This window comes from Azospirillum fermentarium (assembly GCF_025961205.1).
Lineage (GTDB): Bacteria > Pseudomonadota > Alphaproteobacteria > Azospirillales > Azospirillaceae > Azospirillum > Azospirillum fermentarium.
The window spans coordinates 395,636-420,985 of record NZ_JAOQNH010000001.1; the positions used below are offsets into that span (position 1 = coordinate 395,636).

Annotated in this window: 19 protein-coding genes and 1 tRNA gene; 8 read left to right on the forward strand and 12 right to left on the reverse strand. The window is 69.9% G+C overall.

Annotated features, from left to right (window positions below):
* Positions 1 to 184 precede the first annotated feature (184 nt).
* Entirely contained in the window at positions 185 to 613 is a 429-nt protein-coding gene (locus M2352_RS01965) for a hemerythrin domain-containing protein (RefSeq protein ID WP_264662835.1), read from the forward strand.
* Here the strand turns inward: M2352_RS01965 and M2352_RS01970 are convergent.
* Complete coding sequence (locus M2352_RS01970) at positions 537 to 1,391, reverse strand: AraC family transcriptional regulator (RefSeq protein WP_264662836.1); 855 nt, start codon at positions 1,389 to 1,391, stop codon at positions 537 to 539. The genes M2352_RS01965 and M2352_RS01970 overlap by 77 nt on opposite strands.
* Positions 1,392 to 1,594: 203 nt before the next feature.
* On the opposite strand from M2352_RS01970, the gene M2352_RS01975 reads away from it, so the two are divergent.
* Positions 1,595 to 2,788, forward strand: a complete 1,194-nt coding sequence (locus M2352_RS01975) for an MFS transporter (RefSeq protein ID WP_264662837.1) — start codon at positions 1,595 to 1,597, stop codon at positions 2,786 to 2,788.
* 94 nt (positions 2,789 to 2,882) lie between these two features.
* Here the strand turns inward: M2352_RS01975 and M2352_RS01980 are convergent, their stop codons facing one another.
* Together M2352_RS01980 and M2352_RS01985 are read right to left on the reverse strand one after the other, a co-directional pair.
* Positions 2,883 to 3,917 carry an SIS domain-containing protein gene (locus M2352_RS01980; protein WP_264662838.1) on the reverse strand — a complete coding sequence of 345 codons (1,035 nt, stop codon included), beginning with the start codon at positions 3,915 to 3,917 and terminating at the stop codon, positions 2,883 to 2,885.
* 88 nt (positions 3,918 to 4,005) lie between these two features.
* Positions 4,006 to 4,080 (reverse strand) — tRNA-Val (locus M2352_RS01985).
* Positions 4,081 to 4,268: 188 nt separating this feature from the next.
* On the opposite strand from M2352_RS01985, the gene M2352_RS01990 reads away from it, so the two are divergent.
* Positions 4,269 to 5,153 carry an N-formylglutamate amidohydrolase gene (locus M2352_RS01990; protein ID WP_264662839.1) on the forward strand — a complete coding sequence of 295 codons (885 nt, stop codon included), beginning with the start codon at positions 4,269 to 4,271 and terminating at the stop codon, positions 5,151 to 5,153.
* Between the two features lie 19 nt (positions 5,154 to 5,172).
* Here M2352_RS01990 and M2352_RS01995 read toward each other — a convergent pair whose 3' ends face one another.
* The 3 genes from M2352_RS01995 to M2352_RS02005 form a co-directional block, all read right to left on the reverse strand.
* Entirely contained in the window at positions 5,173 to 6,006 is an 834-nt protein-coding gene (locus tag M2352_RS01995) for an ABC transporter permease (RefSeq protein ID WP_264662840.1), read from the reverse strand.
* The gene (locus M2352_RS02000) at positions 6,003 to 6,950 is read right to left on the reverse strand and encodes an ABC transporter permease (protein ID WP_264662841.1); all 948 of its coding nucleotides are present in this window, start codon (positions 6,948 to 6,950) and stop codon (positions 6,003 to 6,005) included. Before M2352_RS02000 ends, M2352_RS01995 begins: the two co-directional genes overlap by 4 nt.
* A gap of 76 nt (positions 6,951 to 7,026) precedes the next feature.
* A complete protein-coding gene (locus M2352_RS02005; RefSeq protein WP_264662842.1) occupies positions 7,027 to 8,517 on the reverse strand; it encodes an ABC transporter substrate-binding protein in 1,491 nt (496 codons plus the stop codon).
* A gap of 115 nt (positions 8,518 to 8,632) precedes the next feature.
* Here M2352_RS02005 and M2352_RS02010 point away from each other — a divergent pair, with 115 nt between their 5' ends.
* Positions 8,633 to 10,423 carry a glycoside hydrolase family 17 protein gene (locus tag M2352_RS02010; RefSeq protein ID WP_264662843.1) on the forward strand — a complete coding sequence of 597 codons (1,791 nt, stop codon included), beginning with the start codon at positions 8,633 to 8,635 and terminating at the stop codon, positions 10,421 to 10,423.
* A 70-nt stretch (positions 10,424 to 10,493) separates the two neighbouring features.
* Here the strand turns inward: M2352_RS02010 and M2352_RS02015 are convergent, their stop codons facing one another.
* On the reverse strand, positions 10,494 to 11,207 hold the full coding sequence (locus tag M2352_RS02015; RefSeq protein WP_264662844.1) for an orotate phosphoribosyltransferase: 714 nt from the start codon (positions 11,205 to 11,207) through the stop codon (positions 10,494 to 10,496).
* Positions 11,208 to 11,425: 218 nt separating this feature from the next.
* Between M2352_RS02015 and M2352_RS02020 the strand changes: the two genes are divergently transcribed.
* Positions 11,426 to 12,994: a response regulator gene (locus M2352_RS02020; protein ID WP_264662845.1), complete on the forward strand. Its 1,569-nt coding sequence runs from the start codon at positions 11,426 to 11,428 to the stop codon at positions 12,992 to 12,994.
* A gap of 21 nt (positions 12,995 to 13,015) precedes the next feature.
* Here M2352_RS02020 and M2352_RS02025 read toward each other — a convergent pair whose 3' ends face one another.
* Positions 13,016 to 15,544, reverse strand: coding sequence for a mechanosensitive ion channel domain-containing protein (locus tag M2352_RS02025; RefSeq protein ID WP_264662846.1), 2,529 nt, complete (start codon positions 15,542 to 15,544; stop codon positions 13,016 to 13,018).
* Positions 15,545 to 15,651: 107 nt separating this feature from the next.
* Positions 15,652 to 19,161 (reverse strand): double-strand break repair helicase AddA, encoded by a 3,510-nt coding sequence (addA, locus tag M2352_RS02030; RefSeq protein WP_264662847.1) that lies wholly within the window; start codon positions 19,159 to 19,161, stop codon positions 15,652 to 15,654.
* Between the two features lie 209 nt (positions 19,162 to 19,370).
* Here addA and M2352_RS02035 point away from each other — a divergent pair, with 209 nt between their 5' ends.
* Both M2352_RS02035 and M2352_RS02040 read left to right on the forward strand, forming a co-directional pair.
* Entirely contained in the window at positions 19,371 to 19,649 is a 279-nt protein-coding gene (locus tag M2352_RS02035; RefSeq protein ID WP_264662848.1) for a type II toxin-antitoxin system RelE/ParE family toxin, read from the forward strand.
* Positions 19,650 to 19,669: 20 nt separating this feature from the next.
* Positions 19,670 to 19,969 carry a HigA family addiction module antitoxin gene (locus tag M2352_RS02040; protein ID WP_264662849.1) on the forward strand — a complete coding sequence of 100 codons (300 nt, stop codon included), beginning with the start codon at positions 19,670 to 19,672 and terminating at the stop codon, positions 19,967 to 19,969.
* Positions 19,970 to 19,984: 15 nt separating this feature from the next.
* On the opposite strand, the gene M2352_RS02045 is transcribed toward M2352_RS02040, so the two are convergent.
* Complete coding sequence (locus M2352_RS02045) at positions 19,985 to 21,028, reverse strand: alpha/beta fold hydrolase (protein ID WP_264662850.1); 1,044 nt, start codon at positions 21,026 to 21,028, stop codon at positions 19,985 to 19,987.
* 224 nt (positions 21,029 to 21,252) lie between these two features.
* On the opposite strand from M2352_RS02045, the gene M2352_RS02050 reads away from it, so the two are divergent.
* Positions 21,253 to 22,986, forward strand: a complete 1,734-nt coding sequence (locus tag M2352_RS02050) for a calcium-binding protein (RefSeq protein WP_264662851.1) — start codon at positions 21,253 to 21,255, stop codon at positions 22,984 to 22,986.
* 26 nt (positions 22,987 to 23,012) lie between these two features.
* Here the strand turns inward: M2352_RS02050 and M2352_RS02055 are convergent, their stop codons facing one another.
* A complete protein-coding gene (locus tag M2352_RS02055) occupies positions 23,013 to 24,416 on the reverse strand; it encodes an ATP-binding protein (RefSeq protein ID WP_264662852.1) in 1,404 nt (467 codons plus the stop codon).
* Positions 24,413 to 25,144, reverse strand: a complete 732-nt coding sequence (locus M2352_RS02060) for a response regulator (RefSeq protein WP_264662853.1) — start codon at positions 25,142 to 25,144, stop codon at positions 24,413 to 24,415. Before M2352_RS02060 ends, M2352_RS02055 begins: the two co-directional genes overlap by 4 nt.
* Positions 25,145 to 25,350: the final 206 nt, after the last annotated feature.

Here is a 25,350-nt window from a genome sequence, read left to right on the forward strand (position 1 = left end):
GAAAACAAAAAAGCAGGATACCGTCACAAGGGTTTGCCGATCCTGTTTATGGCTGTCAGCCTTTTTTGACACTCCGGCGACAGGAATATTGCAAAAGACAAACCAGACGACTCTGACGTGCCCTGCGTAACAACGACGCACCGGCTCTCTCAATGCCGGCGCCCGATACGGAGGATGATCGTTCATGACCAGCCGTCTTGCCGCCCATTACCGACAGCAGCACGCCGAACTGTCCGCCATCATCCAGCACATCGACACCCTGCTGGCTGCACCCGAGGCCCGCACCGCCGCCGCCCGCGTGCGCGCGGATGTGGAGGCGCTGGCCCGCAAGCTGAACGCCCATCTGAACCAGCAGGACGAAGGGCTGTACCCCCGCCTGCTCTATCACGACGACACCCAGGTGCGCGACACCGCCCGGCACATGTGCCGCGAGATGGGCGCGGTGCGGAAGGACTTCGACCGCTTCGTGGCGGCATGGGCCAGCGTGCCGCTGATGACCGTGCGTTTCCCCACCTTCGCCGCCGACGCCCGCAGCGTCACCGGGCGTCTGTCCGCCCATCTGGAGGAGGAGGGGAAGACCCTGCCCCCGCTGGTGGAAAAGGCCGGGCTGTAACGGTCCTCCCCCCCGCCACCCCCTCGGCGTAGCGTTGCGGCGTCTCGCCGAGGGCGCGGCGGAACATGGCGGTGAAGGCGCTGGGGCTGCCGTAGCCGGCGGCCCGCGCCGCCGCCGCCACACTGTCCCCCTGCGCCAGCCGTGCCAGCGCCTCGGCCAGCCGCGCCTGTTGCCGCCACACGCCGAAGCTCAGCCCCGTGTCCCGCCGGAACAGCCGCGCCAGGGTGCGGGCACAGGCCCCACAGGAATCCGCCCATCCCTCCAGCGTGTCGTCCCGTGCCGGGTCGTCCAGCAACGCGCGGCACAGGGCGGCCAGCCGCCTGTCCCGCGGCATGGGCAGGTTCAGCGGAACCTCGGGCGCGCGGGCCAGTTCCGACAGGATCAGGCCCGACATCAGCGCCGCCCGCGCCCGGTCCTCCCCCGCCCGCTCATGGCACGCCGCCAGGATCAGGGCGCGCAGCAGATCCGACACCGCCACCACCCGGCAGCGCCCGCCGTCGGGAAACACCGCCGTGGCCGCGTCCACGTAGAGCGTGCGCATGGAGACATCCCCGGCGATCAGGAACCCGTGCTCCACACCGGGGGGAATCCACACCGCGCGCAGCGACGGCACGATCCAGGCACCCGCGTCCGTCGTCACCCGCAAGGTGCCGGTGACGGCGTAGAGCAGTTGCGCCCGCCGGTGGGCGTGGGGCGGCACGCGGGTTCCGTGCCCATATTCCTTGGCCAGCGCCACCACCGGCAGGCGGGAATCATCGTCGGCATCCTCGATACGCATGCTGTCGGCCCCTCTGCGCAAAACCAAAGGGAGCGGCGGAGTTTCCGATGGGGCCGCCCCGGCCCCCGCCGCCTATTGTCCGTTTTGCGACGATCATTGTCAGGACACAGCATAGCAGACACGCCTAGTCTGTTTGAACCGGCGCCTGTCTGAACCGGCAGAGCCGGGCCGACATTCCACCGATCCATCAAGGGAGCGTTTCCATGACCGCCGCCGCGCGCCGGGTCATCGCCTTCGTCAACATCGGGCATGTGGCCGACCACCTCCTCATGCTGGTCTATCCCACCGCCGTCCTGGGCATGGGGGACAGTTTCGGCCTCAGCTACGGCGAGCTTCTGGCGCTGTCGCTGGGCGGGTTCATCGCGTTCGGCGCCGGGTCGCTGCCGTCCGGGTGGCTGGGCGACCATTGGAGCCGCCACCGCATGATGATCCTGTTCTTCATCGGCATGGGATCGGCCACCATGCTCACCGGCTTCGCCTCCACGCCGTGGCAGTTGGCCGCCGGCATCACCGCCATGGGGGTGTTCGGGTCCATCTATCACCCGGTGGGAACGGCGCTGCTGACCGCGCACGCCGACAAGCTGGGGCAGGCCATCGGCGTCAACGGCGTGTGGGGCAATCTGGGCATCGCGTTTGCCGCCCTGCTGACGGGGGCGCTGACCCAGGCGTTCGGGTGGCAGATGGCGTTCATCGTGCCCGGCGCGGTGACCACCCTGTGCGGTGTCGCCTATTGGCTGATGGTGCCCGACGTGCCGTCACCCAAGCGGTCCACGGCGCGGCCGGTGTCGGCCCTGCCCCGCCGGGTGGTGGTTCAGGCGTTCGCCGTGCTGGCGGTGACCACGGTGGCCGGCAGCCTGGGGTTCAACGCCACGGTGATCTCGCTGCCCAAGCTGTTCGACGAGCGGCTGGCCATGGTGGCGGGAACGCCCATGGGGGTCGGCGCCATCGCCTCGCTGGTCTATGTGCTGGGCGCCACGTCGCAGTGGCTGGTGGGACGTCTGCTGGACCGCCACACGCTGCGGCGGGTGTTCATCCCGCTGGCCCTGCTCCAGGCCCCGGCCTTCTTCGCCGCGTCCCTGGCCGGCGGATGGACGCTGGTGGCGGTGGCGGCGGTGATGATGTTCGCCGTGTTCGGGCAGGTGACCATCAACGACACCATGGTCGCGAAATACACCGACGAGGCGTGGCGGGCACGGGCCTATGCCATCCGTTATCTGGTGTCGTTCGCCGCCAGTGCGGCCGCCGTGCCCATGGTGGGGGCGCTGCACGACGGGGGAGCCGGCTTCACCGTGGTGTATCAGGTGCTGGCCGTGCTGGGGGCCGCGGTGGCGATGGCGGCTTTCGCCTTTCCCCACCGGCCTGACGAGGTGGCGCCGCAGGCCGTGCCCGCCGAGTGAGAAAAGCGGGCTGCCGCCCGCACCCGCATGGGGGCACAACCCCCATGCCCCCAGTCTTTTATACGTCTGATGGGGCTGGGGATGCCGCCCCGTTCTACACCGTCTTGGTGACTTTCCGCAGATGAGCCGGCGCGTCGGGATCGCACCCCCGCGCCCGCGCCACCCCCGGCAGCGCACGGTAAAGACTCGCCACCGCCGCCAGCGGCTCCAACAGGGGATGCACCCCCTCCACCACCGGCAAGCGCTCCGCCCCCGGCACCGGCAGCGTGCTCCACACCGGCGAGCCATAGGACGCCATGCGCGCCGCCGCCTCCACCATGCCGGGGGCGGCGGCGTCGTTCTGGCCCAGCGCCAGCACCGGCAGGTCCGGCCCGGCCAGCGCCAGGGGACCGTGGATCACCTCCGCCGCGCTGAAGGCTTCGGCGTGCAGGCCGCAGGTTTCCTTGAACTTCAGCGCCGCCTCCCCCGCCGGCCCCAGCCCGGCGCCGCGCCCCAGCACGTAGAGGCCGCGCGCACCGGCCAGCGGCGCCAGCGGTGCGCCCCAATCCCGTTCCAGCGCCGCGGCCAGGGCGTCGGGGGCCGCCGTCACCGCCGCCGCCGCGTCCGCGTCCCGCCCCCAATGGGCGGCAAGATCGAGGAAGGCCAGGGCCGACAGCAGAAAGGATTTGGTAGCGGCCACCGCCCGCTCTTCCCCCGCCCACAGCGGGACGGTCACGTCGCACAGACGGGCCAGCGGCGATTGCGTGTCGTTGACCAGCGCCACGGTCAGAGCGCCGCCGCGCCTCATCGTTTCGGCCAGCCGCAGCAGGTCGGTGCTCTGCCCCGACTGGGACACGGCGAGGAACAGGGCGTCCTTCACCGCCAGATCGCGGCCATAGACCGACGCCACCCCCGGCGCCACCGAGGCGACCGCCCGCCCCAGCCGCGATTCCAGCACGAAGGCACCATAGGACGCCGCGTGATCGGAGCTTCCCCGCGCGCCCGTCACGACAAAGGACGGCGGCGACCGCCGCAGCCGCGCCCCCAGATCGGCCAGCAGGCCGGCGTTGGCCGCGGTCTGCCGCCGGGCGGCTTCCGGTGCCTCCAGCGCTTCGCGGGCAAGCTGGCTGTCGATGGGCGGCAGGATCATGGCGGGGGCCTTCCGGCGGAGAGCGGGCGGCAATAAGGCCAGAAATGGCGAAGGCCGGCAACCTGTTCGGTTGCCGGCCTTCAGAGGATGGTGGGCGCGACAGGGATTGAACCTGTGACCCCCACGATGTCAACGTGGTGCTCTCCCGCTGAGCTACGCGCCCATCCTTTTTCCCTTCGAACCGTGCCGTTCGGCGCCGTCCGTCGGTGGAGCGGGGGTGTATCACCATACCGGGGGGCACGCAACCCCCTTCGTGCATTTTCCTCAGAAAAAAACGAATCCCCCTTTCCCAGGCGGATTGTCACCATGACGGCGTGACACGGTGGCCTGCCTCGACTACATCAAGGAACCATGGACGCGCACTTCGATCCCACCACCGCCCATGACCGGGTGCTGGACATCCTGTCCCCCGCCGACCAGGCTCTGCCGCTGGTGGTGGCGTCGCCGCACAGCGGCAGCGACTATCCCGACGATTTCCTGCCGCTGACCCGGCTGAACGGCGCGGCGCTCCGCAAATCCGAAGACGCCTTCGTGGACGAGATCTATGGGGCGGCCCCGCGGCTGGGGGCGCCGCTGATCCGGGCGCTGTTCCCGCGCGCCTTCCTCGACGTCAACCGCGAGCCGTACGAGCTGGACCCGGAAATGTTCAGCGATCCCCTGCCCAGTTACGTCAACACCCGCTCGCCGCGGGTGGCCGCCGGGCTGGGCACCATCGCGCGGGTGGTGGCCAACGGCGAGGACATCTACCGCCACAAGCTGACCTTCCCCCAGGCGGTGGAGCGGGTGAACCGCTATTACCACCCCTATCACAACGCGCTGAACGGGCTGATCCAGCGCACCTGCGCGCGCTTCGGCCACTGCATCCTGGTGGACGCCCATTCCATGCCGTCCGCCGGCACGGGGGAGAAGGACCGCAGCCGGCGGGTGGACATCGTGCTGGGCGATTGCTACGGCAACGCCTGCGCCGCCCCGGTGATGGAAACCGCCGACGCATTCCTGCGCGCCAAGGGCTATGCGGTCAAGCGCAACAGCCCCTATGCCGGCGGCTACACCACCCGCCATTACGGGCGCCCGCGCTTCGGCGTCCACGCGCTGCAGATCGAGATCAACCGCACGCTCTACATGGACGAAACCACGCTGGAGCGGCGCCCCTATCTCGACACCCTGGCCGCCCATATGGCCGAGCTGCTGGACACGCTGGGGCGGCTGACGGCCCCGTCCTTGCGGGCACGGTAAGGGCTCCAGGCCCGCGGGGCTACAGGATCGGCTCGCTCTCGTGCCGCGGGTCGAAGCGGTCGCGCAGCCCGTCGCCCAGCAGGCTCAGGCCCAGCACCGACCACGCGATGGCCGCCCCCGGAAACACCGCCAGCCGCGGCGCGCGGGTCAGAAAGGTCTGGGCATCCCCCAGCATGCGCCCCCAGCTCGGTGTCGGCGGCTGCACGCCCAGACCCAGGTAGCTCAGGCCCGCCTCGCTCAGGATGGCGGCGGCGAACAGCACCGTGGCCTGCACCGCCAGCACCCCGGCGATGGACGGCAGCACATGGACGAACGCCACCCCCCACGGCCCGCGGCCCAGCGCCACCGAGGCGCGGACGAAATCCCGCCGCATCACGCCGCGCGCCGCCCCTTGCGTCACCCGCGCCAGCACCGCCACGTTGAACAGCGCGATGGCCGCCACCGCGTTGCCGGCCCCCGGCCCGTTCAGCGCCGTCAGCAAAATCGCCACCAGCACGGCGGGAAAGGCGAACAGCAGGTCGGCGGCCCGCCCCGCCACCTCGTCCCACCACCCCGGACGCGCCGCCCCCAGCAGGCCCAGCGGCACCCCGCCCAGCAGCCCCAGCCCCACCGACGCCGCCGCGATGCCCAGCGACAGCCGCGCCCCCACCATCAGCATCGACAGCACGTCGCGCCCGAAATGGTCGGTGCCCAGCCAGTGATCCGGCCCCGGCGGGCGCAGCCGCGCCACCACCCGCACCGCGTCGGGCGCATAGGGGGTCCAGGCCAGCGACACCAGCGCCACCAGCACCAGGACCGCGGTCAGCATCGCCCCGGCCACCAGGGGAACGGAGGAGCGCCGCCGCCGCCTCACGCCGGCCTCCGCGGGCGGGGGTCGATCACGGCGTGGAGCGCGTCCACCAGCGCGCTTACCCCCATCACCAGCACTGCCAGCAGCAGAACCACCCCCTGCACCACCGTCACGTCGCGCTGGCCGATGGCCTGGGTCAGCAACCGCCCCAGCCCCGGCAGGGTGCAGACATTCTCCACCACCACCACCCCGGCGACGAGGAAGCCGAACTGCAGCCCCACCAGCGTGGTGATGGGGATCAGCGCGTTGGGCAGCACGTGGCGCCGCAGCACCGCCCCGCGCCGCACGCCCTTGGCGGTGGCGGTGCGCACATAGTCTTCACGCAGGGTGTCGAGCACGGCGGCGCGGGTCAGCCGCACCAGGATGGCCGCTTCCGGCAGCGCCAGCGCCACCGCCGGCAGGATCAGCGCCGCCAGCGCCGGCCCCACCCCCGCCGCCCATCCGGGAAAGCCCCCGGCGGGCAGCCAGCCCAGCGACACGGAAAACACCCAGACCAGCAGCATGGCGATCCAGAAATTGGGCACCGCCACCCCCAGCCGCCCGAACCCGCGCACGGCCCCGTCGGCGAAGCCGCCGCGCCGCGCCGCCGCCCACACCCCCAGCGGCACGCCCGCAGCCACCGCCAGCGCCAGCGCCAGCAGCGCCAGCGGCAGCGTGACCGCCAGCCGCTCCGCCACCAGATCGGCCACCGGGCGGTTGTAGGTATGGCTGACGCCGAAATCCCCGCGCAGCAGGCCGCCGCTCCAGCGGACGAAGCGTTCCGCCGCCGGGCGCTCCAGCCCCATCTGGGTGCGGAGTGCTGCCAGGGTGTCGGGCTGTGCCTCGGTGCCCAGGATCAGCAGCGCCGGGTCGCCCGGCACCACATCCAGCACCACGAACACCGCCAGCGCCGCCACCCACGCCGACAGCGCGAAGCCCAGCAGGCGGCGGGTCAGGTAGGGGATCATGCCAGGGGCCTTGCCCCCGGCACCCCCAGCAAGGGCCGGGGGGCCCTTGCATCCCGGCGATGAGGGAAAAGGGGGGTTACTTCCACGACACGCCGGTCACGTCGTTGGCCTGCAACGGACGGTTCGGCCACATGCCGGTCACGCCGGCCTTCTGCACCGTCACCACCGGCAACTGGAACAGGAAGCCGTTCACCGCATCCTCGGCCACGATGCGCTGTTCCTGCTGCAGCAACGCCACCCGGCGGGCGGGGTCCAGGGTGCGGCTCAGTTCGTCCTCCGCCGCGTTGAAACGGTCGGAGCGGTAGTTGAAGTAATAGTCGGGACGGGCGTAGATGCCGATGTCCAGCGGCTCGGTGTGCGCCACCAGCGTCAGGTCGAAGTCGCGGCCCTTGAAGGTGCGCTCCAGCCACGCCGCCCATTCCACGTTCTCGATGCGCAGGCGGATGCCCACCTCGGCCAGCATGGCGGCGATCAGTTCGCCCGAGCGGCGGGCGTAGATGGGGGGAGGCAGGCGCAGCACCGCCTCGAACCCATCCTTGTAGCCGGCCTCGGCCAGCAAGGCGCGGGCCTTGGCGGGGTCGTAGGCGGACAGGCCGGTCAGGTCCACGTATTCCGGGCGGTGCGGCGGGAAATGGCTGCCGATGGGCTTGGCGGTGCCGAACATGGCGCCGTCGATCAGCGTGGCGCGGTCGATGGCGTGGCCGATGGCCCGGCGCACCCGCACGTCGTCGAACGGCTTGCGGGCGTTGTTGATGACCAGCAGCGTTTCGCCCTCGCTGGACCCGTCCAGCACGGCGAAACGGCTGTCCTTGCGGAACTGGTCCAGCGCCTCGTAGGTGCCGAACTGGGGGAAGGTGTCCACGTCGCCCGACAGAAGCGAGGCCACCTGCGCCGCCGGGTCGCTGATGAAGCGGAAGGTCACCCGCTCCAGCGCCGGCTTCGGCCCGTCGTAATCGGGGTTGCGCACCAGTTCCACCCGGTCACCGGCCGCCCAGCGCTCCAGCTTGAACGGGCCGGTGCCGACGGGCTTCTGCTTGTTGGTGTCGGCGGTTTCGGGCGCCACGATGACGGCGTCGCCCTGGCCCATGTGGAAGAGGAACAGCCCGTCGGGCCGCGACAGCGTGACCACCACCGTGCGCGGGTCGGGCGTCTCCACCCGGTCGATGGCGGCGAAGTACGCCTTTTGCGCGTTGACCGAATTGGGGCCGCGGGCGCGGTCGAGCGTGAACTTCACATCCGCCGAATCGCAGACGCTGCCATCGTGGAACCGGGCACCGGGCCGCAGGGTGAAGGTGTAGGTCAGGCCGTCGTCCGACACGCTCCAGCGCTCCGCCAGCCCCGGCACCACCGCCCCGGCGGCGTCGATGCGGGTCAGCGGCTCGAACAGGTTGGCGTAGGTCACCTCGTCGATGGCGCCGGCGGCGCCGGCAGTGGGGTCCAGATGCGGCGGTTCAAGCTGCATCCCCACCACGAGGCCGGTGCGCGCCTCGGCCGCCCAGCCGGCTCCCGGCAGTGCCGCCAGCATCAGCGCCGCCGCGGCCACCATGGCCTTGCCCATTCCCCCCATGATTTTTCCCCTGTCTCTTGCCAGCCCCGGGTTTGTGCCGCGATGATGCGGCGCGCAAAGGGGGAGTTCAATTTCTTTATCGGAACCCCGCCCGCCCCTGGTGTAGAGAAGGTCCATGCGATACCTGACGATCCTTGCCGCGCTGGCCGTGGCCATCCTCGCCAATTACGCCCTCTGGTGCGCGCCCAACCGCCCGGTTCCGCTGGAACCGCCGCCGGGCGGAAAGCTGCGCAGCATCTCGTTCGCGCCCTTCCGCGACGGGCAAAGCCCGCTGACCCGCGTCTATCCCACGCCCGAACAGATCGACGCCGATCTGGCGGTGATCGCACCCCAGGTGGCCGGCGTGCGCACCTACACCTCCCTGGAAGGGATGGAGACGGTGCCGGAACTGGCGAAGAAGCACGGGCTGACCGTCACCATGGGCGGGTGGCTGTCGCCCAAGACCGTCATCAACGACGCGGAGATCGAGTCGCTGATCGATCTCGCCAACCGCTACCCCGACACCATCACCCGCGTGATCGTCGGCAACGAGGTGCTGCTGCGCGGCGACCTGAAGCCCGACCAGCTCATCGCCTACATCCGCAAGGTCAAGGCGGCGGTGAAACAGCCGGTGTCCTATGCCGACGTGTGGGAATGGTGGCTGAAGTTCCCCGAGATCGCCGACGAGGTGGATTACCTGACCATCCACCTGCTGCCCTATTGGGAGGACATCCCGGCCAGCATCAAGGCGTCCGCCGATCACATCGCCTGGACCCACAAGATCATCACCGAACGCTTCCCCGGCAAGCCGATCCTGGTGGGCGAGGCCGGGTGGCCGACCTCGGGCCGCACCCGCGGGGCCGCGGTGCCGGGCCGGGTGGAAATGGCGCAGTTCGCCGGGGCCTTCGTCCGTCTGGCCGAGGAAAAGGGCTTCGACTACAACCTGATCGAAGCCTTCGACCAGAGCTGGAAGCAGAAGCTGGAGGGCACGGTGGGCGGCCACTGGGGCCTCTACACCGCCGAGCGCAAGCCGAAGTTCCTGCTGGCCGGGCCGGTGGTGGAGCTGCCCCACTGGCGCGACCGCTGGGCCATTGCCGCCGGGGCCGGGCTGCTGCTGTTCGCCGGCGCCCTGGCCTTCGCCCCCGCCGCCGTGCCGGCGGGCAGCGGGGCGGCCCTGGCCTTCCTGACCCAAGGGGCGGGCAGCGCGCTGGTCCATGCGGCCGTCGTGGCGCAGGAATGGAACTACTACCCGCAGGACGTGGCGCTGCAATGGGTGCTGCTGGCGGTGCTGGCGGTGCTGACGCTGGCCCTGACCGCCGGGTTCGTGCGCGCCGCCGTGGCCCGCACCGTCACCGCGCGGGTGCTGGCGCCGGGGGCGCTCAACGGCCTGCTGAAGCCCGGCCCCATGGACGCTCTGGAGCGGGTGGGCACCGCGGCCACGCTGATCCTGGGCGTGGTGGCGGTGGTGTGGAGCGTCCTGATCGTGTTCGACGGGCGCTACCGCAATTTCCCCGGCATCTACATGTATATCCCCGCCCTGGGGCTGCTGGCGCTGGGCTGGCTGCGCATGATCCGCCGCCCGGCGGGCATGAGCCGCGGGGCGGCGTTCGCGGTGGGCAATCTGTTCGGCCCGGCCATCCCGGTGCCCACGGGGGCCGAGGGCCGGCTGACCGCCGAACGCTGGATCGGGCGCCTGCTGGTCGCCGGCGCCGTGCTGACCGTGGTGGCCGAGGGCGTGCTGCCGGTGGATGCCCCCCTGCGCGGGTGGATCCGCGGCACCAGTGCCGCCCCGCTGTCGGCCATCGAATGGACGCACCCGAACTGCGAGGCGCTGCGCTGGGCGCTGCTCCAGCTTCTGCTGGCGGTGCCCTTCCTGGCCTCGGCCCGGCTGGTGCGGGATCTGGCAAAGGTGACGGGCCGCCGCTAAGGCGGCCCGCGCCTCCCCCTCACCCCACCGGGGAGAGGGGGAAATGGGGGGATCCACCCCGCGGCGAACGCTAAACCGCCACGGACCGGGCCGTACCGGCGTGAGCCTCGGTCCAGCGGGTGGGGTCGTGCAGGTACGCCTGGATCTCACCCAGCACCGGTTCGGGCAGATAGCGGCCCTCGTTGGCCACCTCCAGCAGATCCCACCATGTGGACAGGGCGTGCATGGTGATGCCCAGCCGGCCCAAATTCTGCTGGATCACATCGAAAATCCCGTACTGGAACAGCACGAACACGTCGCTGAGGTGGCAGCCCATGGCCCGCAGCGGTTCGGCGAAGCGGGCCTTGCGGTGGCCGTCGGTGGCGATCTGCTCCACCAGCAGCACGCGGCAGCCGGCGGACAGGTTGCCTTCCACCCGGCTTTTCAGGCTGCCGGCGTCCGGCTCCTCCTTGCGCACGAACACCAGGGGCAGGCCCAGCCGCTCGGCGATCAGGGTGGCGAAGGGCACGCCCCCGCCCTCCCCCGCGGCGATGGCGTCCAGGGGCGAGCCGTTGCCGGCGTCGATCTCCATGCGGATCATGCGCTCGGCATAGTCGATGGTGCGGCGGCGGGCGGCGGGATATGAGAGCAGCCGGCGCCCGTCGAACCACACCGGGCTGACAAGGCCCGAGGTATGGCGGAACGGGTGTTCGGCGTCGAACCGCACCGCCCCGGTTTCCAGAAGGTCGCGGGCCAGCACCAGGGCCCGTTCATGCGTTTCCATATCCCATGATTGCGGAATCATCCTGACATCCTCCCCTGATGGACGGCCCCGGTGCGGGGCCCTTGTGCCACCACCAACCAGGGAGACGGGGAAAGGGTTGCAAAAGCAACGGTGCAGCCGGATGACCGGACGGGAAAAGAGTATGGCCGCCCACATCACACACTTTTGAGTTTAAGTTGACAAAACCCTCAACTCGCCGGAAAACAGGTCTGGTATGGTTGCCAGGGATCCAGCGACTCATGACCGCGACCGACAATGATGACGAACTTCTGTTCGCCGACGAGGATTCCGTCCCGGATGGCGGGCCCGCCATCGACCCCACCCTGCCGCCCTGGGTCATCCTGATCGTCGATGACGATCCCGAGGTGCACGCGATCACCCGCGTGGTGCTGGGGGAGATGATCTATGAACGCCGCGGCGTCACCTTCCTGTCCGCCCACACGGCGGCGGAGGCCAAGGCCATCCTGCGCAGCCACGAGGACATCGCCACCATCTTTCTGGATGTGGTGATGGAAACCGACGACGCCGGGCTGAAGCTGGTCCATTTCATCCGCGAGGAATTGGGCAACAGCCAGGTGCGCATCATCCTGCGCACCGGCCAGCCGGGACAGGCACCGGAACGGCAGGTCATCGTGTCCTGCGACATCAACGACTACAAGGCCAAGAGCGAGCTGACGGCGCAGAAGCTGTTCACCGCCACCGTCTCGGCCCTGCGGTCGTACCAGCACATCGTGGCGCTGGAGCAGAGCCGGCGCGGGCTGGAAAAGATCATCGACGCCGCCGCCGCGCTGCAGGAGGAACGCTCGCTCCAGCGCTTCGTGGAAGGGGTGGTGCAGCAGATCTCCTCCCTGCTGGGCCATGCCCGCGGCGCGCTCCTGTGCGTGCCGAACGACGAGCCCGGCACGGCGGAGATTCTGGCCGGCAGCGGCCTGTTCGACGGCACCGCCGGGCGGCGCCTGGCCGACGCGCTGGACGAGGGCACGCGCGCCGACATCGCCGCAGCACAGGCCTCGGGCCACGCCGTATCCCGCGACGGCTCTTATTCGGCGGTGTTCCGCACCCGCCGGCACACCGCCTGCGTGGTCCATGTGGCCGGCACCCTGACCCCCATCGACCGGCAACTGGTGGAGATCTTCTGCTCCAAGGTGGCCGCCGGCCTGGACAACGTTTATCTGCTGGAACAGCTCCGCCGCACCCAGACCGCCACCGTGCAGGTGCTGGGCAAGCTGGCCGAGTTCAAGGACGAGGTGACGGGGGAGCACGTGAAGCGCATCGAGCGCTGGACCACGCTGATCGCCCGCGAACTCCAGGCCCGCGGCACCTTTCCCGACATCGTGGACGATCATTTCTGCGACCACATCGGGCTGGCCAGCATCCTGCACGACGTGGGCAAGGTGGGCATCCCCGACCACATCCTGCGCAAGCCCGGCCGGCTGGACCCCGACGAGATGACCATCATGCGGGAACACGCCGCCATCGGCGGCACCGTGCTGCGGGAAGCGACGCGGATGGTGGACGGCCACACCTATCTGCAGCTCGGCGCCGACATCGCCGAGTCCCATCACGAAAAATGGGACGGATCGGGCTATCCCCGCGGCTTGAGCGGCGATGCCATCCCGCTGGCCGGGCGCATCGTCGCCGTGGCCGACGTCTACGACGCCCTGATCCACACCCGCCCCTACAAGAAAGCGTGGGAACAGCACGAGGTGCTGGACCTGCTGCGGCGGGAAACGGGCACCCATTTCGACGGGCGGGTGGTGGACGCCTTCTTCGCCGTGCTGGAACGGGAAGGGGCGGCGCCCGTCTGAGCGCCGCCCCCCGCCGTCCCCTTACGATCCCTGGCTCAGGGCTTCTTCCAGGTTCACGTTCTTCGGATCCTTCCCCTGCATGACGAGCTGCATCTGGGGGTACGGGATGCTGATGCCCAGCTCGTCGAAGCGCTTCTTCATGCGCTTGTTGAACTCGCGCCCGATGCCCCACTGCTTGATCGGGCGGGTCTTGAAGCGGGCGACGATGACGATGCCGGAATCGGCCAGCTTGTCCAACCCCATCACCTCCAGCGGCGCCAGGATGTCGAAGCTGAACTGCGGGTCGGCCTGCATCTCCGCCCCCAGCCGCTTCAGCACGTCGATCACCCGGTCGCAATCCTCGTTGTAGCTGACCAGCACGTTGAAGACGGCGAAGGAGAAATCCTTCGTCATGTTCTTCACCGTGGTGACGGCGCTGAACGGCACCGAATGCACCGCCCCCGCCGTGTCGCGCAGGCGGATGGTGCGGATGGAGATGGCCTCCACCACGCCCGAGTGGTTGCCGCCCACGTCCACCACGTCGCCGACCGCAATGGTGTCCTCGAACAGGATGAACAGGCCGGTGATGACGTCCTTGACCAGCGTCTGCGACCCGAAGCCGATGGCAAGGCCGACCACGCCGGCACCGGCCAGCAGCGGTGCTATGTTGACGCCCAGCTCCGACAGCGTGATCAGGGCCACCATGACGATCAGCAGGATCATCACCGCGTTGCGCAGCAGCGGCAGCAGCGTGCGCACGCGGGCGGAGCGTTCCACATGGGTGCCGTCCGCCCCGGTGCCCGACAGGAAGCGTTCGATGAAGGCGCTCACCACCTCCCACACCAGCACGGCGAAGACCAGGGTGATGAGGATGGTGGTCCCGCCCTCGATCAGCCGGCGGCCGACGCTGCTTTCCACCCAGCCGCCGGTGTCGATGCCCCAGCCGGCCAGGGCGGCCAGCAGGGCGGTGATCCAGATCACCAGCTTCACCAGCCGGTGCAGCAGCGGCAGGTAGAGGTTGATGCGGGCTTCCAGATGCGGATACGCCTCCCGCGTTTCGGCGGGCAGGCGCACGCCGCGCAGCAACAGCCGGCCCAGCCCGTTGACCAGGAACCGGGCGCCCACGAACACCGCGATGGTGATGCCGGTGGCCCGCGCCAGATACTCGAACCCGCCATAAACGTTCAGCACCCACGCCCCGAAGGCCACCAGCACATAAGCGATGGCGAACAGGTGCCACACGTCGGCGAACCGCCGGCGGGCGGAACGCATGACCGCCCCCTGCCCGTCGCGTTCCCGCTCCTCCGCGTCCCGGGCGTTGCCGTTGCCGCTCAAGGGATGGCCGCGCAGCCATTCGGCCACGTCGGCGCGGTTCTGCAGGATCAGCGCCACCAGCATGACGGCGATCAGCAGCCCCAAGAGCTTCAGCAGCGCGCCATAGGCGGCCAGCGGCAGCCCCAGCACGAACGCCGACTGGATCAGGAAATAGCCGTACACCCCGGCCACCACCAGCCGGCGCACCCACACGTACGCCCGCACCGCGGTTTCGTCGCGGGCGCGCAGCAGCCGCAACCCCGGTGCCGCGGGGGCCAGCAGGAAATCGGCCACCAGCAGCACCGCCTGCACGATGACGCTGGCGCTGGTGATGGCATAGAGCACGCTGCGCACCCGCGGTCCCGGCATGATGACGGTCAGGGCACCATAAACCACCACCACGAACACCAGGATGGGCAGAACCCGCAGCAGCATGCGGGCGAACAGGTACGGCACCCGGCCCAGGATGCGCTGGGGCCGGCGGTTGGCCAGCGCCCCCAGCGGGCGCGACAACGCCTTGTCCCCCAGCCGCCGGATCAGGAAGGCGGTCAGCAGCAGCGGCGGCACCATCACCGCCAGATTGAACCAGCGCTCGTGGGTGGAGGGATCGTCCACCTGCCGCTGGATCCAGGCGGAAACCTGCGGCACGTCGGAAAACGCCTCGCCGATGCGCACAAGCTGGCCGGTCAGCCCGTCCACCTGTTCGGCGATCAGGGCCACGCCCATGGCGCCCAGGGTGTCGGGCTTGTCGTCGTCCTTTTCCTCCTCCGCAGCACCGGGCGCCTGGCCCTTTTGCGCGGCGATGAGGATCTTGAGCTGTTCCACCAGCTTGGCGCGCGCCTCCGCGTCTTCCAGGGTGGCGACCATGTCCTCAAGCTGGGCGGCGGGGCCGTCCTCCTTGGCCGCCGGGGCGGGAGCGGCCGGGGCGGCGGGGGCCATGGGCACCCCCGGCGTGCCGGGCGCCACGGCGGCCACATGGGTCAGCCGCGCCGGGGGGTGGGCGTGCTGGACCGCCGGCTGGGCCTGCGTCTTGGCCGGCGGGGCGGCCTTGGGCGGCGATGCGGGTGCGAGGGCGGGGGCGGGGGCGGGGGCGGGGGCGGGGGCGGCCTGTGCCGCTTCCGCGGGCGAGATGGGCGACCCGGTGTCTTCGTTGGCGTGAACAGGCAGTGCGGCAAAGATCACCGCCGCCAGCACGCACAGGAGAAAGACCAGACGGCCGGCAGGGCCGGTCATCCGCGGCACGAACGAAACAGGCATCACAATCCAAAACGGCTGTTGCGGCGCATCAAGGCAGCAAAAGCTACCGTGCGGGGCGGCGGTTGCCAACCCGTCTATGGTCTAGCCCGGAAGACAGAGCCGCCGTCTCATGTCTTTATTGGTGAGACCCTATCCAAAAGCGTAGGCGGCAGCTCCATCAGGAACGGCCCGTCGGTCCACACCAGCGCGCAGCGGATGATCCGCCCCGGATAGATCGCCGCCACCGCGTCCCGGTACGCCGCCATCTGCGCCAGATAGACCTCCGGCACCGACTCGACGGCGCGGGGCGGCGGGCGGTTGGTCTTGTAATCGGCGATCCACACCGCGTCCCCGGTCACGGCCAGCCGGTCGATCTGGCCCGACAGGGCGCGGTCGCCCACCAGCCCGACCACCGGCACCTCGGCCCGCGACTGCGGCCCGAACAGATGGGCGAAGGCCGGGTCTTCCAGCACCGCCAGGGTTTCCCGCGCCAGCCGGTCCTGCTGCGCCGCCGTCAGGCCGTGGGCCGGGCGGGCGAGGAAGCGGCGGGCCGCCGCTTCCCGCAGGTCCGGTTCCAGATCGGGCAGGGTCTGGAGCAGGCGGTGAACCAGGATGCCGCGCTGGAAGCGGTTGCCGTCGTCCTCTTCCAGGGGGGAGCGGACCGCCGGCTCCTCCGTCTCGGGGCGGGACGGGGTGAGGGGGCGCGACGGCGTGGGCTCCGGCGGCGCCCGGTCACGCCACCAGCCCGGCAGCGGCGGATGTTCCACCGCCACCGCTTCCGCCGGCTGGTCGCTGCGGGCCGGGGCGGTCTGCGGATCCTTCCACCGCCAGCCGCCGCCGCTCCACCCGTGGGCGCCGAAGCCGGTGAAGTCGAAATCCCAGCGCACGGCGCCGCCCGGTTCCCCGGCGGCCTCGAACGCCTGATCCACCAGCTTGTACCAGCAGTCCCCCGACGGTTCGCGGGTGGTTTCCCAGCCGCAGACGATCATGCGGTCCTCGGCCCGCGTCAGGGCCACGTACAGCAACCGGCGGTATTCCTGGTCACGGCGGTGGTTGGCGCGGGCGCGGGCGGCGGTGGCGATCCCCTCCATCTGCGCCACACGCGGGGCGTAAAGGGGGACCGGCAGTTCCTCGTCCGGCCACAGCACCCCCGGCCCCTGAACCGGCGCGCCGCAGGTGTCGGGCAGGAAGACGATGGGGGCCTGCAGCCCCTTGGACCCGTGCACGGTCATGATGCGCACGCGCCCGCCGCCGGCGTCCTGCTCGCGCTTGATCTCCGCCTCGCTGGCTTCCAGCCATGCCAGGAAAAGCTGGAGCGAGGGCGGCTCGGTCTTCTCGAAGGCCAGCGCGATGGCCAGGAACTCGTCCAGCGGGTCCAGCGCGTCCGGCCCCAGCCGCCGCAGCATGGCCCGCCGCCCCGACACATCGTCCGCCGGGCAGGGTGCCGCCAGCAGCCCGGCGAACAGCTCGTACGGGCGGCGGAAATCGGTGCGGCCCATCAGATCGCCCAGCCAGACGCGGGCGGGCCGGAACACCGGGTCGCTTTCCGCCCGCCGCACCATCGCCTGCCACAGGCTGCCCTTGCGCTCGTACGCCAGGGTGAACAGCTCGTCCTCGCCCAGCCCGATCAACGGCCCCTTGAGCACGGTGGCCAGCGCCAGATCGTCTTCGGGCAGCAGCAGGAACCCGGCCAGGGCCATCAGGTCCATCACCGCCAGCTGCCGGGTCAGCACCATGCGGTCAACGCCCGACACCGGCACCGCCCGTTCCTTCAGCGCACGCACCAGTTCGGTGACGAAGCCGGTGCGGCGGCGGACCAGCACCATCACGTCGCCGGCCTGGACCGGGCGCCCGCGGGATTCCAGCATCTCCCCCGACCGCAGCCAGCCGGCGATGGTGTCGGCGATCACCGCCGCCAGCCGGTTGGCCGGGGAATCGACGGTTTCGCGGGCCACGGGCGGTTCCCAGGGCGCGCGTTCGGGCGGGGGTTCCGGCTTGATTGTCGGCCACACCTCCACCACCCCGGCCTGCCCGCGGCGGAAGGCGCGGTGGGTGATGGTGCCCGACAGCACCACCCCGTCGCGGGCGGCGGGCTGGGCGAACACCGCGTCCACCGCCCCCAGCACGGCGGCGGTGGAGCGGAACGAGATGTTGAGCGACACATCGGCCCAGGTGCGCGCCGATTCCGCCGCCAGCGCCTCGAACCGCCGCCGCATCCGGTTGAACTCGGCGGGATCGGCGCCCTGGAAGCTGAAGATCGACTGTTTCTCGTCGCCCACGGCGAACACCGTGCGCACCGTGCCCGCCCCGGCCCCCGATCCGGCGCCGGTATCGGCGAAGAACTCCTCGGCGATGGCGGCCACCACCGCCCATTGGTCGGGGTTGGTGTCCTGCGCCTCGTCGATCAGGATGTGGTCCAGGCCGCCGTCGAGCTTGTACAGCACCCACGGCACCACCGGACGCCCCGGCACCCCGCCCAGGAGTTCCTTGGCCTTCAGGATCAGGTCGTCGTAATCCAGCAGCGCACGGGCGGCCTTGCGCTCGCGGTACGATCCCAGCAGCGCGTCGGCCAGCGTCAGAAGCGCGGTGGTGGAGGCCGCGACCCGCGCCGCCCGGCGCCGTTCCGACAGCGCAACAAGCCGCTCGGCCTCGTCCTCCATGGCCGCCAGCGCCAGGGGGAATTGGGTGGCCGGCTTCCTCGTCATCAGCGTCTTGCGCACCGTGCCGTCGGCGGTGAGGAACTGGGCGGCGTAGACGTCGAAGCCGGCCAGCCGGTCGCCGGAATCGAGCCATGCCTGAATGGCGCTCCCCCGTTCCTGATCGGTCTTGCTGCCGCCGGCCAGCGCCTGACAGGCCAGCCGCAGCCCCGCTTCATCGAAGGCATCCGGTTCGGTGCCGGCGCGCAGGATGTCGGCGTCGTCGGTGCCGGGGGCGACGGAGAGCAGACGGTGCACCGCCTCCACCACCGGGTCGAGCCCGCGGTGGGCGCGCAGCAGCCCCTCGATCCGCCCGCGCTGGCTGGTCAGTTCGGCCAGCAGGTCGGCGAACTGCTCGGCGTTGAGATCGGTGGTCAGCCGCGCCAGCGCCCGCCCGATGGCCGTTTCGGGGGCGGAACGGCCCTGCTCCAGCACGGCGTCGCGCGCCTCCCCCAGCAGCCCTTCGGCGGTGTGGTCGTCCATCACCTCGAAATGGGGGGCAAGGCGCGCTTCCAGCGGGAAGCGGCGCAGCAGCGACTGGCAGAAGGCGTGGATGGTCTGGATCTTCATGCCGCCGGGGCAATCCACCACGCGGGCGAACAGCCGCCGCGCCGTGGTGCGGGTGTCGGCATCGGGCATCAGCCCGCCCAGCGCCGCCAGCTCATCGGTCAGCGTGTCCTCGTCCAGCGTGGCCCAGCGCCCGAGCGTGCGGTTGATGCGGATGGACATTTCCGCGGCGGCCGCCTTGGTGAAGGTCAGGCAGAGGATGCGGGCCGGCGTGGTGCCGGTCAGCATCAGCCGCAGAACGCGGTCGGTCAGCACCTTGGTCTTCCCCGATCCCGCCGACGCCCCCACCCACACCGATGCCACCGGGTTCGACGCCAACTGCTGCTTGACGTTGGGATCATAATCGTCGGGAACGGCGAAGGAGGCGTCGGTCATGATCGGGTGCGCTGCCGGGGGTGGGATCGGTCGGGCACGGTAGCACATCCGGGGAGATTTGCGGCTTTCACCATGCCGAATTTACGAGATACGAGATACGTATTGCGTAAATTCGAATTAATGGTAGGATCAGTTATCCGTCCGGCGTGGTTTTGGCTCTTCGTATCCGCGATGCTCTCCCCCATCGAACAGCCGATCGGAGGCACCGCATGATCAAATCCTTTGCCTGCCGGGATACAGAGGCACTGTACAACGATGTCCGCGTTTCCCGATTCGAGGCCTGCGAACGTCATGGCCGACGGAAACTGACCATTCTGGCAACGGCCCCCAGCCTCAACGCCTTGAGGGTGCCACCGGGGAACCGGCTGGAAGCCTTATCCGGGGACCGGAACGGGCAGTTCAGCATCCCCATCAACAGCCAATGGCGCATCTGTTTCCGCTGGATCGACGGGCATGCCCACGACGTTGAAATCTGCGATTATCATTAAGCGCCGCCTAGGAGGCATCCATGTCCGACACGCTTTCCCCCATTACACCGGGCGAAATCCTGAAAGAGGAGTTCATGGAGCCAAACGGCATCAGCGCCAGCCAGCTGGCCCGCGACCTAGACGTGCCAGCCAATCGGATCAGTGAGATCATTGCTGGCCGGCGGTCTATCACTGCGGATACGGCCTTGCGGCTAGGACTCTATTTCGGAATCGAACCGGAATTCTGGCTCAATCTGCAAAACCACTACGACCTGCGCCTTGCGCGGGCGGCAGCCGGGGAGGCCATCGCTCAGCGCGTCCGCCCGCTCCAGGCCGCCTGAACGCCCGCGGCACCGTCAAGACAGGCTGCTCACAGGCACCCCACGGGCGCGAACCGCTTCCGGTGTCCCCGCAAGCCGGGCGATGGTCTCGGCCACCCGTCCGGGCACGGCGTAATGGATCATGTGCCCGGCGCCGGGGATCAGTTGAAGGTCGCTGCGGGGCAGCCGGTGGTGGAGCCACACCGAATGGCTTTCGGCATCGACGATGCGGTCCCCGGTGCCGGCCATGATCGCCACCGGCCGGTCCAGCCCGTCCAGCCGGTCCCGCAGCGCCCGTGCCGCCGGCATCATCAGGGCGGCGTCCTGGGCCTCGGCACGGATCTGCCAGGGACGGACCAGAAGGTTGCCGGGGAAACGGCGGCGGAAATGCTCCGGCACCGGGCGCGGGGCGAACACCGCCTTGAAATCCAGCGGCAGCAGCGCCGTCCCGGCCAGGGGCGACACCGTGTAGCGCAGCACCCCGCCGATGATGGGAATCGTCGGTGCCGCCGCCAGCGGCACGTCGTAGCGCACGGTCGCCGCATGATAGCCCGCCAGCAGCACCAGCCCCGCCACGTCACCGGGCCGGCTGAGCGCCATCTCAAGGGCAACGAGCGTGCCCCACGAATGGCCGGCGATCACCGGACGTCCGACGCCCAGCCGCCGGCACGCCCGCCACAAAAGCCCGGCCTGCCGGGCCGCCGTCCACACGGTGCCGTGGGGGCGTTCGCTGTAGCCGTACCCCGGCCGGTCGATGGCGATGACCCGGTGCCGTTCGGCAAGCCGGTCGAACACGCCGCTGATGAGAAAATCCTCGGCCACCACCGCGTTGCCGTGGATGAGGAGGACCGGCGGCCCCTCCCCCTTTTCGAAATAATGCAGGCGCACGCCGTCCACGGCGATGAACCGCCCGCCGGGCGGGTGCTCCCGCTCGGCCTTATGCGCGCGGTAGGTGTTGTAGACCGCCGCTGCCGCCAGGGCCGCGGCGGATGCGGCCAGGACCGCCCCCGTCCGTGACCGGGTGGGGGGCCGTTCCGATACGGCAACGATGCCGGGGGGAAATGTCCGAACTCCGTTCACGTCAGCCTCCTGCCGGAACCGGGGAGCAGCCCCCGGAGCATCCCTCGTTGTGCTTTGCAACATGGACAGAAGGGTCAACCGGTCAGCGTGGGGAGTGGTTCCGAGGGCATGCGCACCATCGCCCTACAGCCGCCACGCCCAATCATTCAAATGAAATCAATTTTTCATTGTTGAACAAACAAATATTGAATGGAAGAATATGTCTGATTTCAGCGGAGGATTCCATGACAATCAACTACATATATGGAACATTGGGTAACGACCTTCTTTTTGGATCCAGTGGCGATGACGTCATGACCGGGGAGGCCGGCAACGACACCCTGATTGCCGGGGGCGGGAACGACAGCCTGTATGGTGGGGACGGCAACGACGACTTGAACGGCCTCGTCGGCAGTGACCTTCTCGACGGCGGTGACGGTATCGATATCGCCTATTTCGCCAACGCCGAACTCGCCGCCGGGGCCGTCATCCGGCTGGACCTGGGCACCGCCACCTTCACCGGCAGCACGGACGTCTGCACCCTGATCAGCATCGAGAACGCCATCGGCACCGAGGGCGACGACACCATCGTCGGCGATGCCGGGGCCAACTGGCTCTACGGCTTCCACGGCAACGACAGCCTGTTCGGCGGCGACGGCAATGACACCCTGATCGGTGGCACCGGCAATGACAGCCTGTACGGCGGCACCGGCAACGACACCCTGATCGCCGAGGACGGCAACGACAGCCTGTTCGGCGGCGATGGCAACGACGAGCTGAACGGCGGCAGCGGGCTCAACCTGCTGGACGGCGGCGCCGGCACCGACACCGGCTATTTCGCCAACGCCGCCCACGCCGCCGGGGCCGTCATCCGGCTGGACCTGGGCACCGCCACCTTCACCGGCAGCACCGACACCGGCACCCTGATCAGCATCGAGAACGCCATCGGCACCGAGGGGGCCGACACCATCGTCGGCGATGCCGGGGCCAACTGGCTCTATGGCTTCCACGGCAACGACAGCCTGTTCGGCGGCGACGGCAACGACACCCTGCGCGGCGGCTTGGGGAACGACACCATCGACGGCGGCTCCGGGTTCAACATGGCTTCCTTCATCGACGACACCCTCGGGGCCGCCGTGATCGACCTGGGGCAGCAGCGGGCCAGCTTCGCCAACGGCGACACGGATACCGTCCGCAACATCCAGCACGTGGTCACCGGCAGTGGCAATGACCTGATCCTCGGAACGAACGCCGCCGAACTGTTCGAAGGCCGGGCCGGCAACGACACCCTGATCGCCGGAGACGGCAACGACAGCCTGTACGGCGGGGACGGAAACGACGAACTGAACGGCGGCAGCGGGCTCAACCTGCTGGACGGCGGCGCCGGCACCGACACCGGCTATTTCGCCAACGCCGCCCACGCCGCCGGGGCCGTCATCCGGCTGGACCTGGGCACCGCCACCTTCACCGGCAGCACCGACACCGGCACCCTGATCAGCATCGAGAACGCCATCGGCACCGAGGGGGCCGACACCATCGTCGGCGATGCCGGGGCCAACTGGCTCTATGGTTTCCACGGCAACGACAGCCTGTTCGGCGGCAACGGCAGCGACACCCTGACGGGGGGCAACGGCGCCGACACCCTGCGCGGCGGACTGGGAGACGATTTCCTGACCGGCGGTGAGGGAAGCGATTTCTTCCGCTTCGACCGGGCCGACGTTCCCAACATGGTCCAGACGGACCGGATCACCGATTTCCACATCGGCGAAGACAAAATCGACTACCGTGACTGGGGTTACAACGTCAACAACAGCAACGGCGATACATACACGTGGTGGAAGTCGGCCGGCGTGCAGATCCAGAGCCTGAACGGGGGCGTCAACATCGCCGCCTATGGCGGGGCGTACAACCTGTATCTGGAGAACACGGACTACACGGCCTTCACGGCCGCCGGCTCCGCCAACTTTCTGTTCCTCTGACCGGGGCGCGGGGCGTGCCGGCTTTTCTATACCGGCAGCACCACCGTCACCCGCAGCCCCCCCTCCTCCCGGTTGGTCAGCGTGATGTCGCCGCCGTGGCCGCGCACGATGGTGCGGGCGGTGGCAAGCCCCAGCCCCACGCCGCCGGTGTCGCGGCTGCGCGACCGTTCCAGGCGGTAGAAGGGGGCGAAGACCTTTTCGAACTCCGTCTCCGGGATGCCGGGGCCGTCGTCGTCGATGTCCACCCGCGCGGTGCCGTCCGCCCGCCCCAGCCGCACCCGCACCGCGCCGCCATAGGCGATCGCGTTGTCGATCAGGTTGGCGAAGGCCCGGCGCAGCGCCACCGGGCGCCCCTGCACCGTCACGTGCGACGGCCCGTCGAAGGCGGCACTCTGCCCGGCGTCCTCGCGGTCGTCGCACAGGCTTTGCAGCAGGGCCGCCAGATCCAGCGGCCCGCGCGGCTCGTGCCGGGCGTCGTCGCGGGCGAACGCCAGGGTGGCGTTGACCATGGCTTCCATCTCATCCAGGTCGGCCAGCATCTTGCGCTGCATCTCCTCGTCCTCCACCAGCTCGGCACGCAGGCGCAGGCGGGTCAGGGGGGTGCGAAGGTCGTGGCTCATGGCCGCCACCATCTGGGTGCGGTCGGCGACGAAGCGGCGCAGGCGTTCCTGCATCCGGTTGAAGGCGCGGGTGGCGGCGCGCAGCTCCATCGGCCCGACCTCCGGCAGCGGCTCGGCCTCCCCATCCACGCCCAGCCGTTCGGCGGCACCGGCAAAGCGGGCCAGGGGAGCGGTGATGCGCCGTCCGGCCCACAGGGACACCAGCGTGATGACGGCGGCGATACCCCCCATCCACAGCACGAAGCGCACCAGCCGGAACGCGCCTTCAACCGGGTCTCCGGTGGTGAACAGCAGCCACGAGCCGTCGGAAAGTTGCACCGACAGGCGGAACCGCTCCGACCATCGCGGCTCGTCGCGGGGCGGCGGCGGGGGAGAGAGCGGCCCGGCGGTCAGCGGCCCCGGCTGAGGGTCGAGGAAGGAGCGGTCGCTGCGCATCTCCACGATCACCGCGCGGTCGGAATCGTTCAGGGCGACGCGCAGGCGGCGGATCAGGTATTCCGCCCCCATGCCCTGGTGCCGGTGTTCGAACCGGGGCGGGTCGCGCCGCCATTCCACCCGCAGCACCGGGTCGTCGATGGCCCCCACCACCCGCTTGCGGTCGGAGACCGGCACGGTTTCCACAAGCTGGGCGATGGAGGTGACGCGCTGGATCAGCACCTTGGGCCCATGGGGCGGCGGCGGCGCCTCCCCCCGGTCGGTCAGATAGATCAGCGCGCTGACCATCTGGGTCAGCAGCAGCGCCACCACCACGGTCAGGGCCGTGCGGGCGGCGATGCTGTCCGGCAGCAGCCGGCGCAGAACGGTTCTCATGCTCCCGCCGTCACCGTGGGCGTGAAAAGATAGCCGCCGCCGCGCACCGTCTTGATAAAGGCGGGGTCGGCGGGGTCCGGTTCGATCTTGCGCCGCAGGCGGCTGACCTGCACGTCGATGGAGCGGTCGAACGGCACCGCCGCCCGCCCGCGCGCCAGATCGAGAAGCTGGTCGCGGGTCAGCACCCGCTGGGGATGCTCGGCAAAGGCCACCAGCAGGTCGTATTCCCCCGCCGACAACTGCACCAGCACCCCATCGGGGGAATGAAGCTCGCGCTTGGCCAGATTGAGCGCCCATCCCTCGAACCGCAGGGTCTTGCCGTCGCCGCCGCCACCCACCGGCTGGGGTGTGCCGCCGGCCCGGCGCAGCACCGCCTTGATGCGCGCCAGCAGCTCGCGCGGGCTGAAGGGTTTGGCCAGATAATCGTCGGCCCCCATCTCAAGCCCGACGATGCGGTCGGCCTCGTCCCCCATGGCGGTCAGCATGATGATGGGGGTGGGCGGCCCCGGCTGGGCGCGCAGGCGGCGGCACAGGGACAGCCCGTCCTCTCCCGGCAGCATCAGGTCGAGGACGATCAGGTCCACCCGCGCCGATTCCAGCACGCGGGCCATCTCCGCCCCGTCGCGGGCGGCGGTGACGCGAAAGCCGTGGCGGGTCAGGAACTGGGAAATCAGCGAACGGATTTCCCGGTCGTCGTCCACGACCAAGAGATGAGGTGTGCGGTCCATGGCCCCATTGTCGCCGCGGGGCCCGCCGGGGTTAAGGGGAAAAATGTAACGGCGCGTAACGGACCCGGCGGCTGAAACAGACTGTTACCAAAAGCCGGGTTTCCCGACATCAACCGGCAAAGTTCGTGAGCCAGGATCAGGTCATCGGGAACGGCGGCCCCCACGGCAACACCAGCCGGACGGTGAAACGGCCCCGGTCCCCAACG

What these genes read in the sequence shown, in the direction of transcription:
- M2352_RS01980 (WP_264662838.1), bottom strand. Translation starts at nt 3,917, where the DNA reads ATGATCCTGCCGCCCATCGACAGCCAGCTTGCCCGCGAAGCGCTGGAG.
- M2352_RS02060 (WP_264662853.1), bottom strand. Translation starts at nt 25,144, where the DNA reads ATGGACCGCACACCTCATCTCTTGGTCGTGGACGACGACCGGGAAATC.
- M2352_RS01990 (WP_264662839.1), top strand. Translation starts at nt 4,269, where the DNA reads ATGGACGCGCACTTCGATCCCACCACCGCCCATGACCGGGTGCTGGAC.
- M2352_RS02015 (WP_264662844.1), bottom strand. Translation starts at nt 11,207, where the DNA reads ATGATTCCGCAATCATGGGATATGGAAACGCATGAACGGGCCCTGGTG.
- M2352_RS02005 (WP_264662842.1), bottom strand. Translation starts at nt 8,517, where the DNA reads ATGGGGGGAATGGGCAAGGCCATGGTGGCCGCGGCGGCGCTGATGCTG.
- M2352_RS02000 (WP_264662841.1), bottom strand. Translation starts at nt 6,950, where the DNA reads ATGATCCCCTACCTGACCCGCCGCCTGCTGGGCTTCGCGCTGTCGGCG.
- M2352_RS01975 (WP_264662837.1), top strand. Translation starts at nt 1,595, where the DNA reads ATGACCGCCGCCGCGCGCCGGGTCATCGCCTTCGTCAACATCGGGCAT.
- M2352_RS02020 (WP_264662845.1), top strand. Translation starts at nt 11,426, where the DNA reads ATGACCGCGACCGACAATGATGACGAACTTCTGTTCGCCGACGAGGAT.
- addA (WP_264662847.1), bottom strand. Translation starts at nt 19,161, where the DNA reads ATGACCGACGCCTCCTTCGCCGTTCCCGACGATTATGATCCCAACGTC.
- M2352_RS02050 (WP_264662851.1), top strand. Translation starts at nt 21,253, where the DNA reads ATGACAATCAACTACATATATGGAACATTGGGTAACGACCTTCTTTTT.
- M2352_RS02040 (WP_264662849.1), top strand. Translation starts at nt 19,670, where the DNA reads ATGTCCGACACGCTTTCCCCCATTACACCGGGCGAAATCCTGAAAGAG.
- M2352_RS02025 (WP_264662846.1), bottom strand. Translation starts at nt 15,544, where the DNA reads ATGCCTGTTTCGTTCGTGCCGCGGATGACCGGCCCTGCCGGCCGTCTG.
- M2352_RS01965 (WP_264662835.1), top strand. Translation starts at nt 185, where the DNA reads ATGACCAGCCGTCTTGCCGCCCATTACCGACAGCAGCACGCCGAACTG.
- M2352_RS02010 (WP_264662843.1), top strand. Translation starts at nt 8,633, where the DNA reads ATGCGATACCTGACGATCCTTGCCGCGCTGGCCGTGGCCATCCTCGCC.
- M2352_RS02055 (WP_264662852.1), bottom strand. Translation starts at nt 24,416, where the DNA reads ATGAGAACCGTTCTGCGCCGGCTGCTGCCGGACAGCATCGCCGCCCGC.
- M2352_RS01970 (WP_264662836.1), bottom strand. Translation starts at nt 1,391, where the DNA reads ATGCGTATCGAGGATGCCGACGATGATTCCCGCCTGCCGGTGGTGGCG.
- M2352_RS02035 (WP_264662848.1), top strand. Translation starts at nt 19,371, where the DNA reads ATGATCAAATCCTTTGCCTGCCGGGATACAGAGGCACTGTACAACGAT.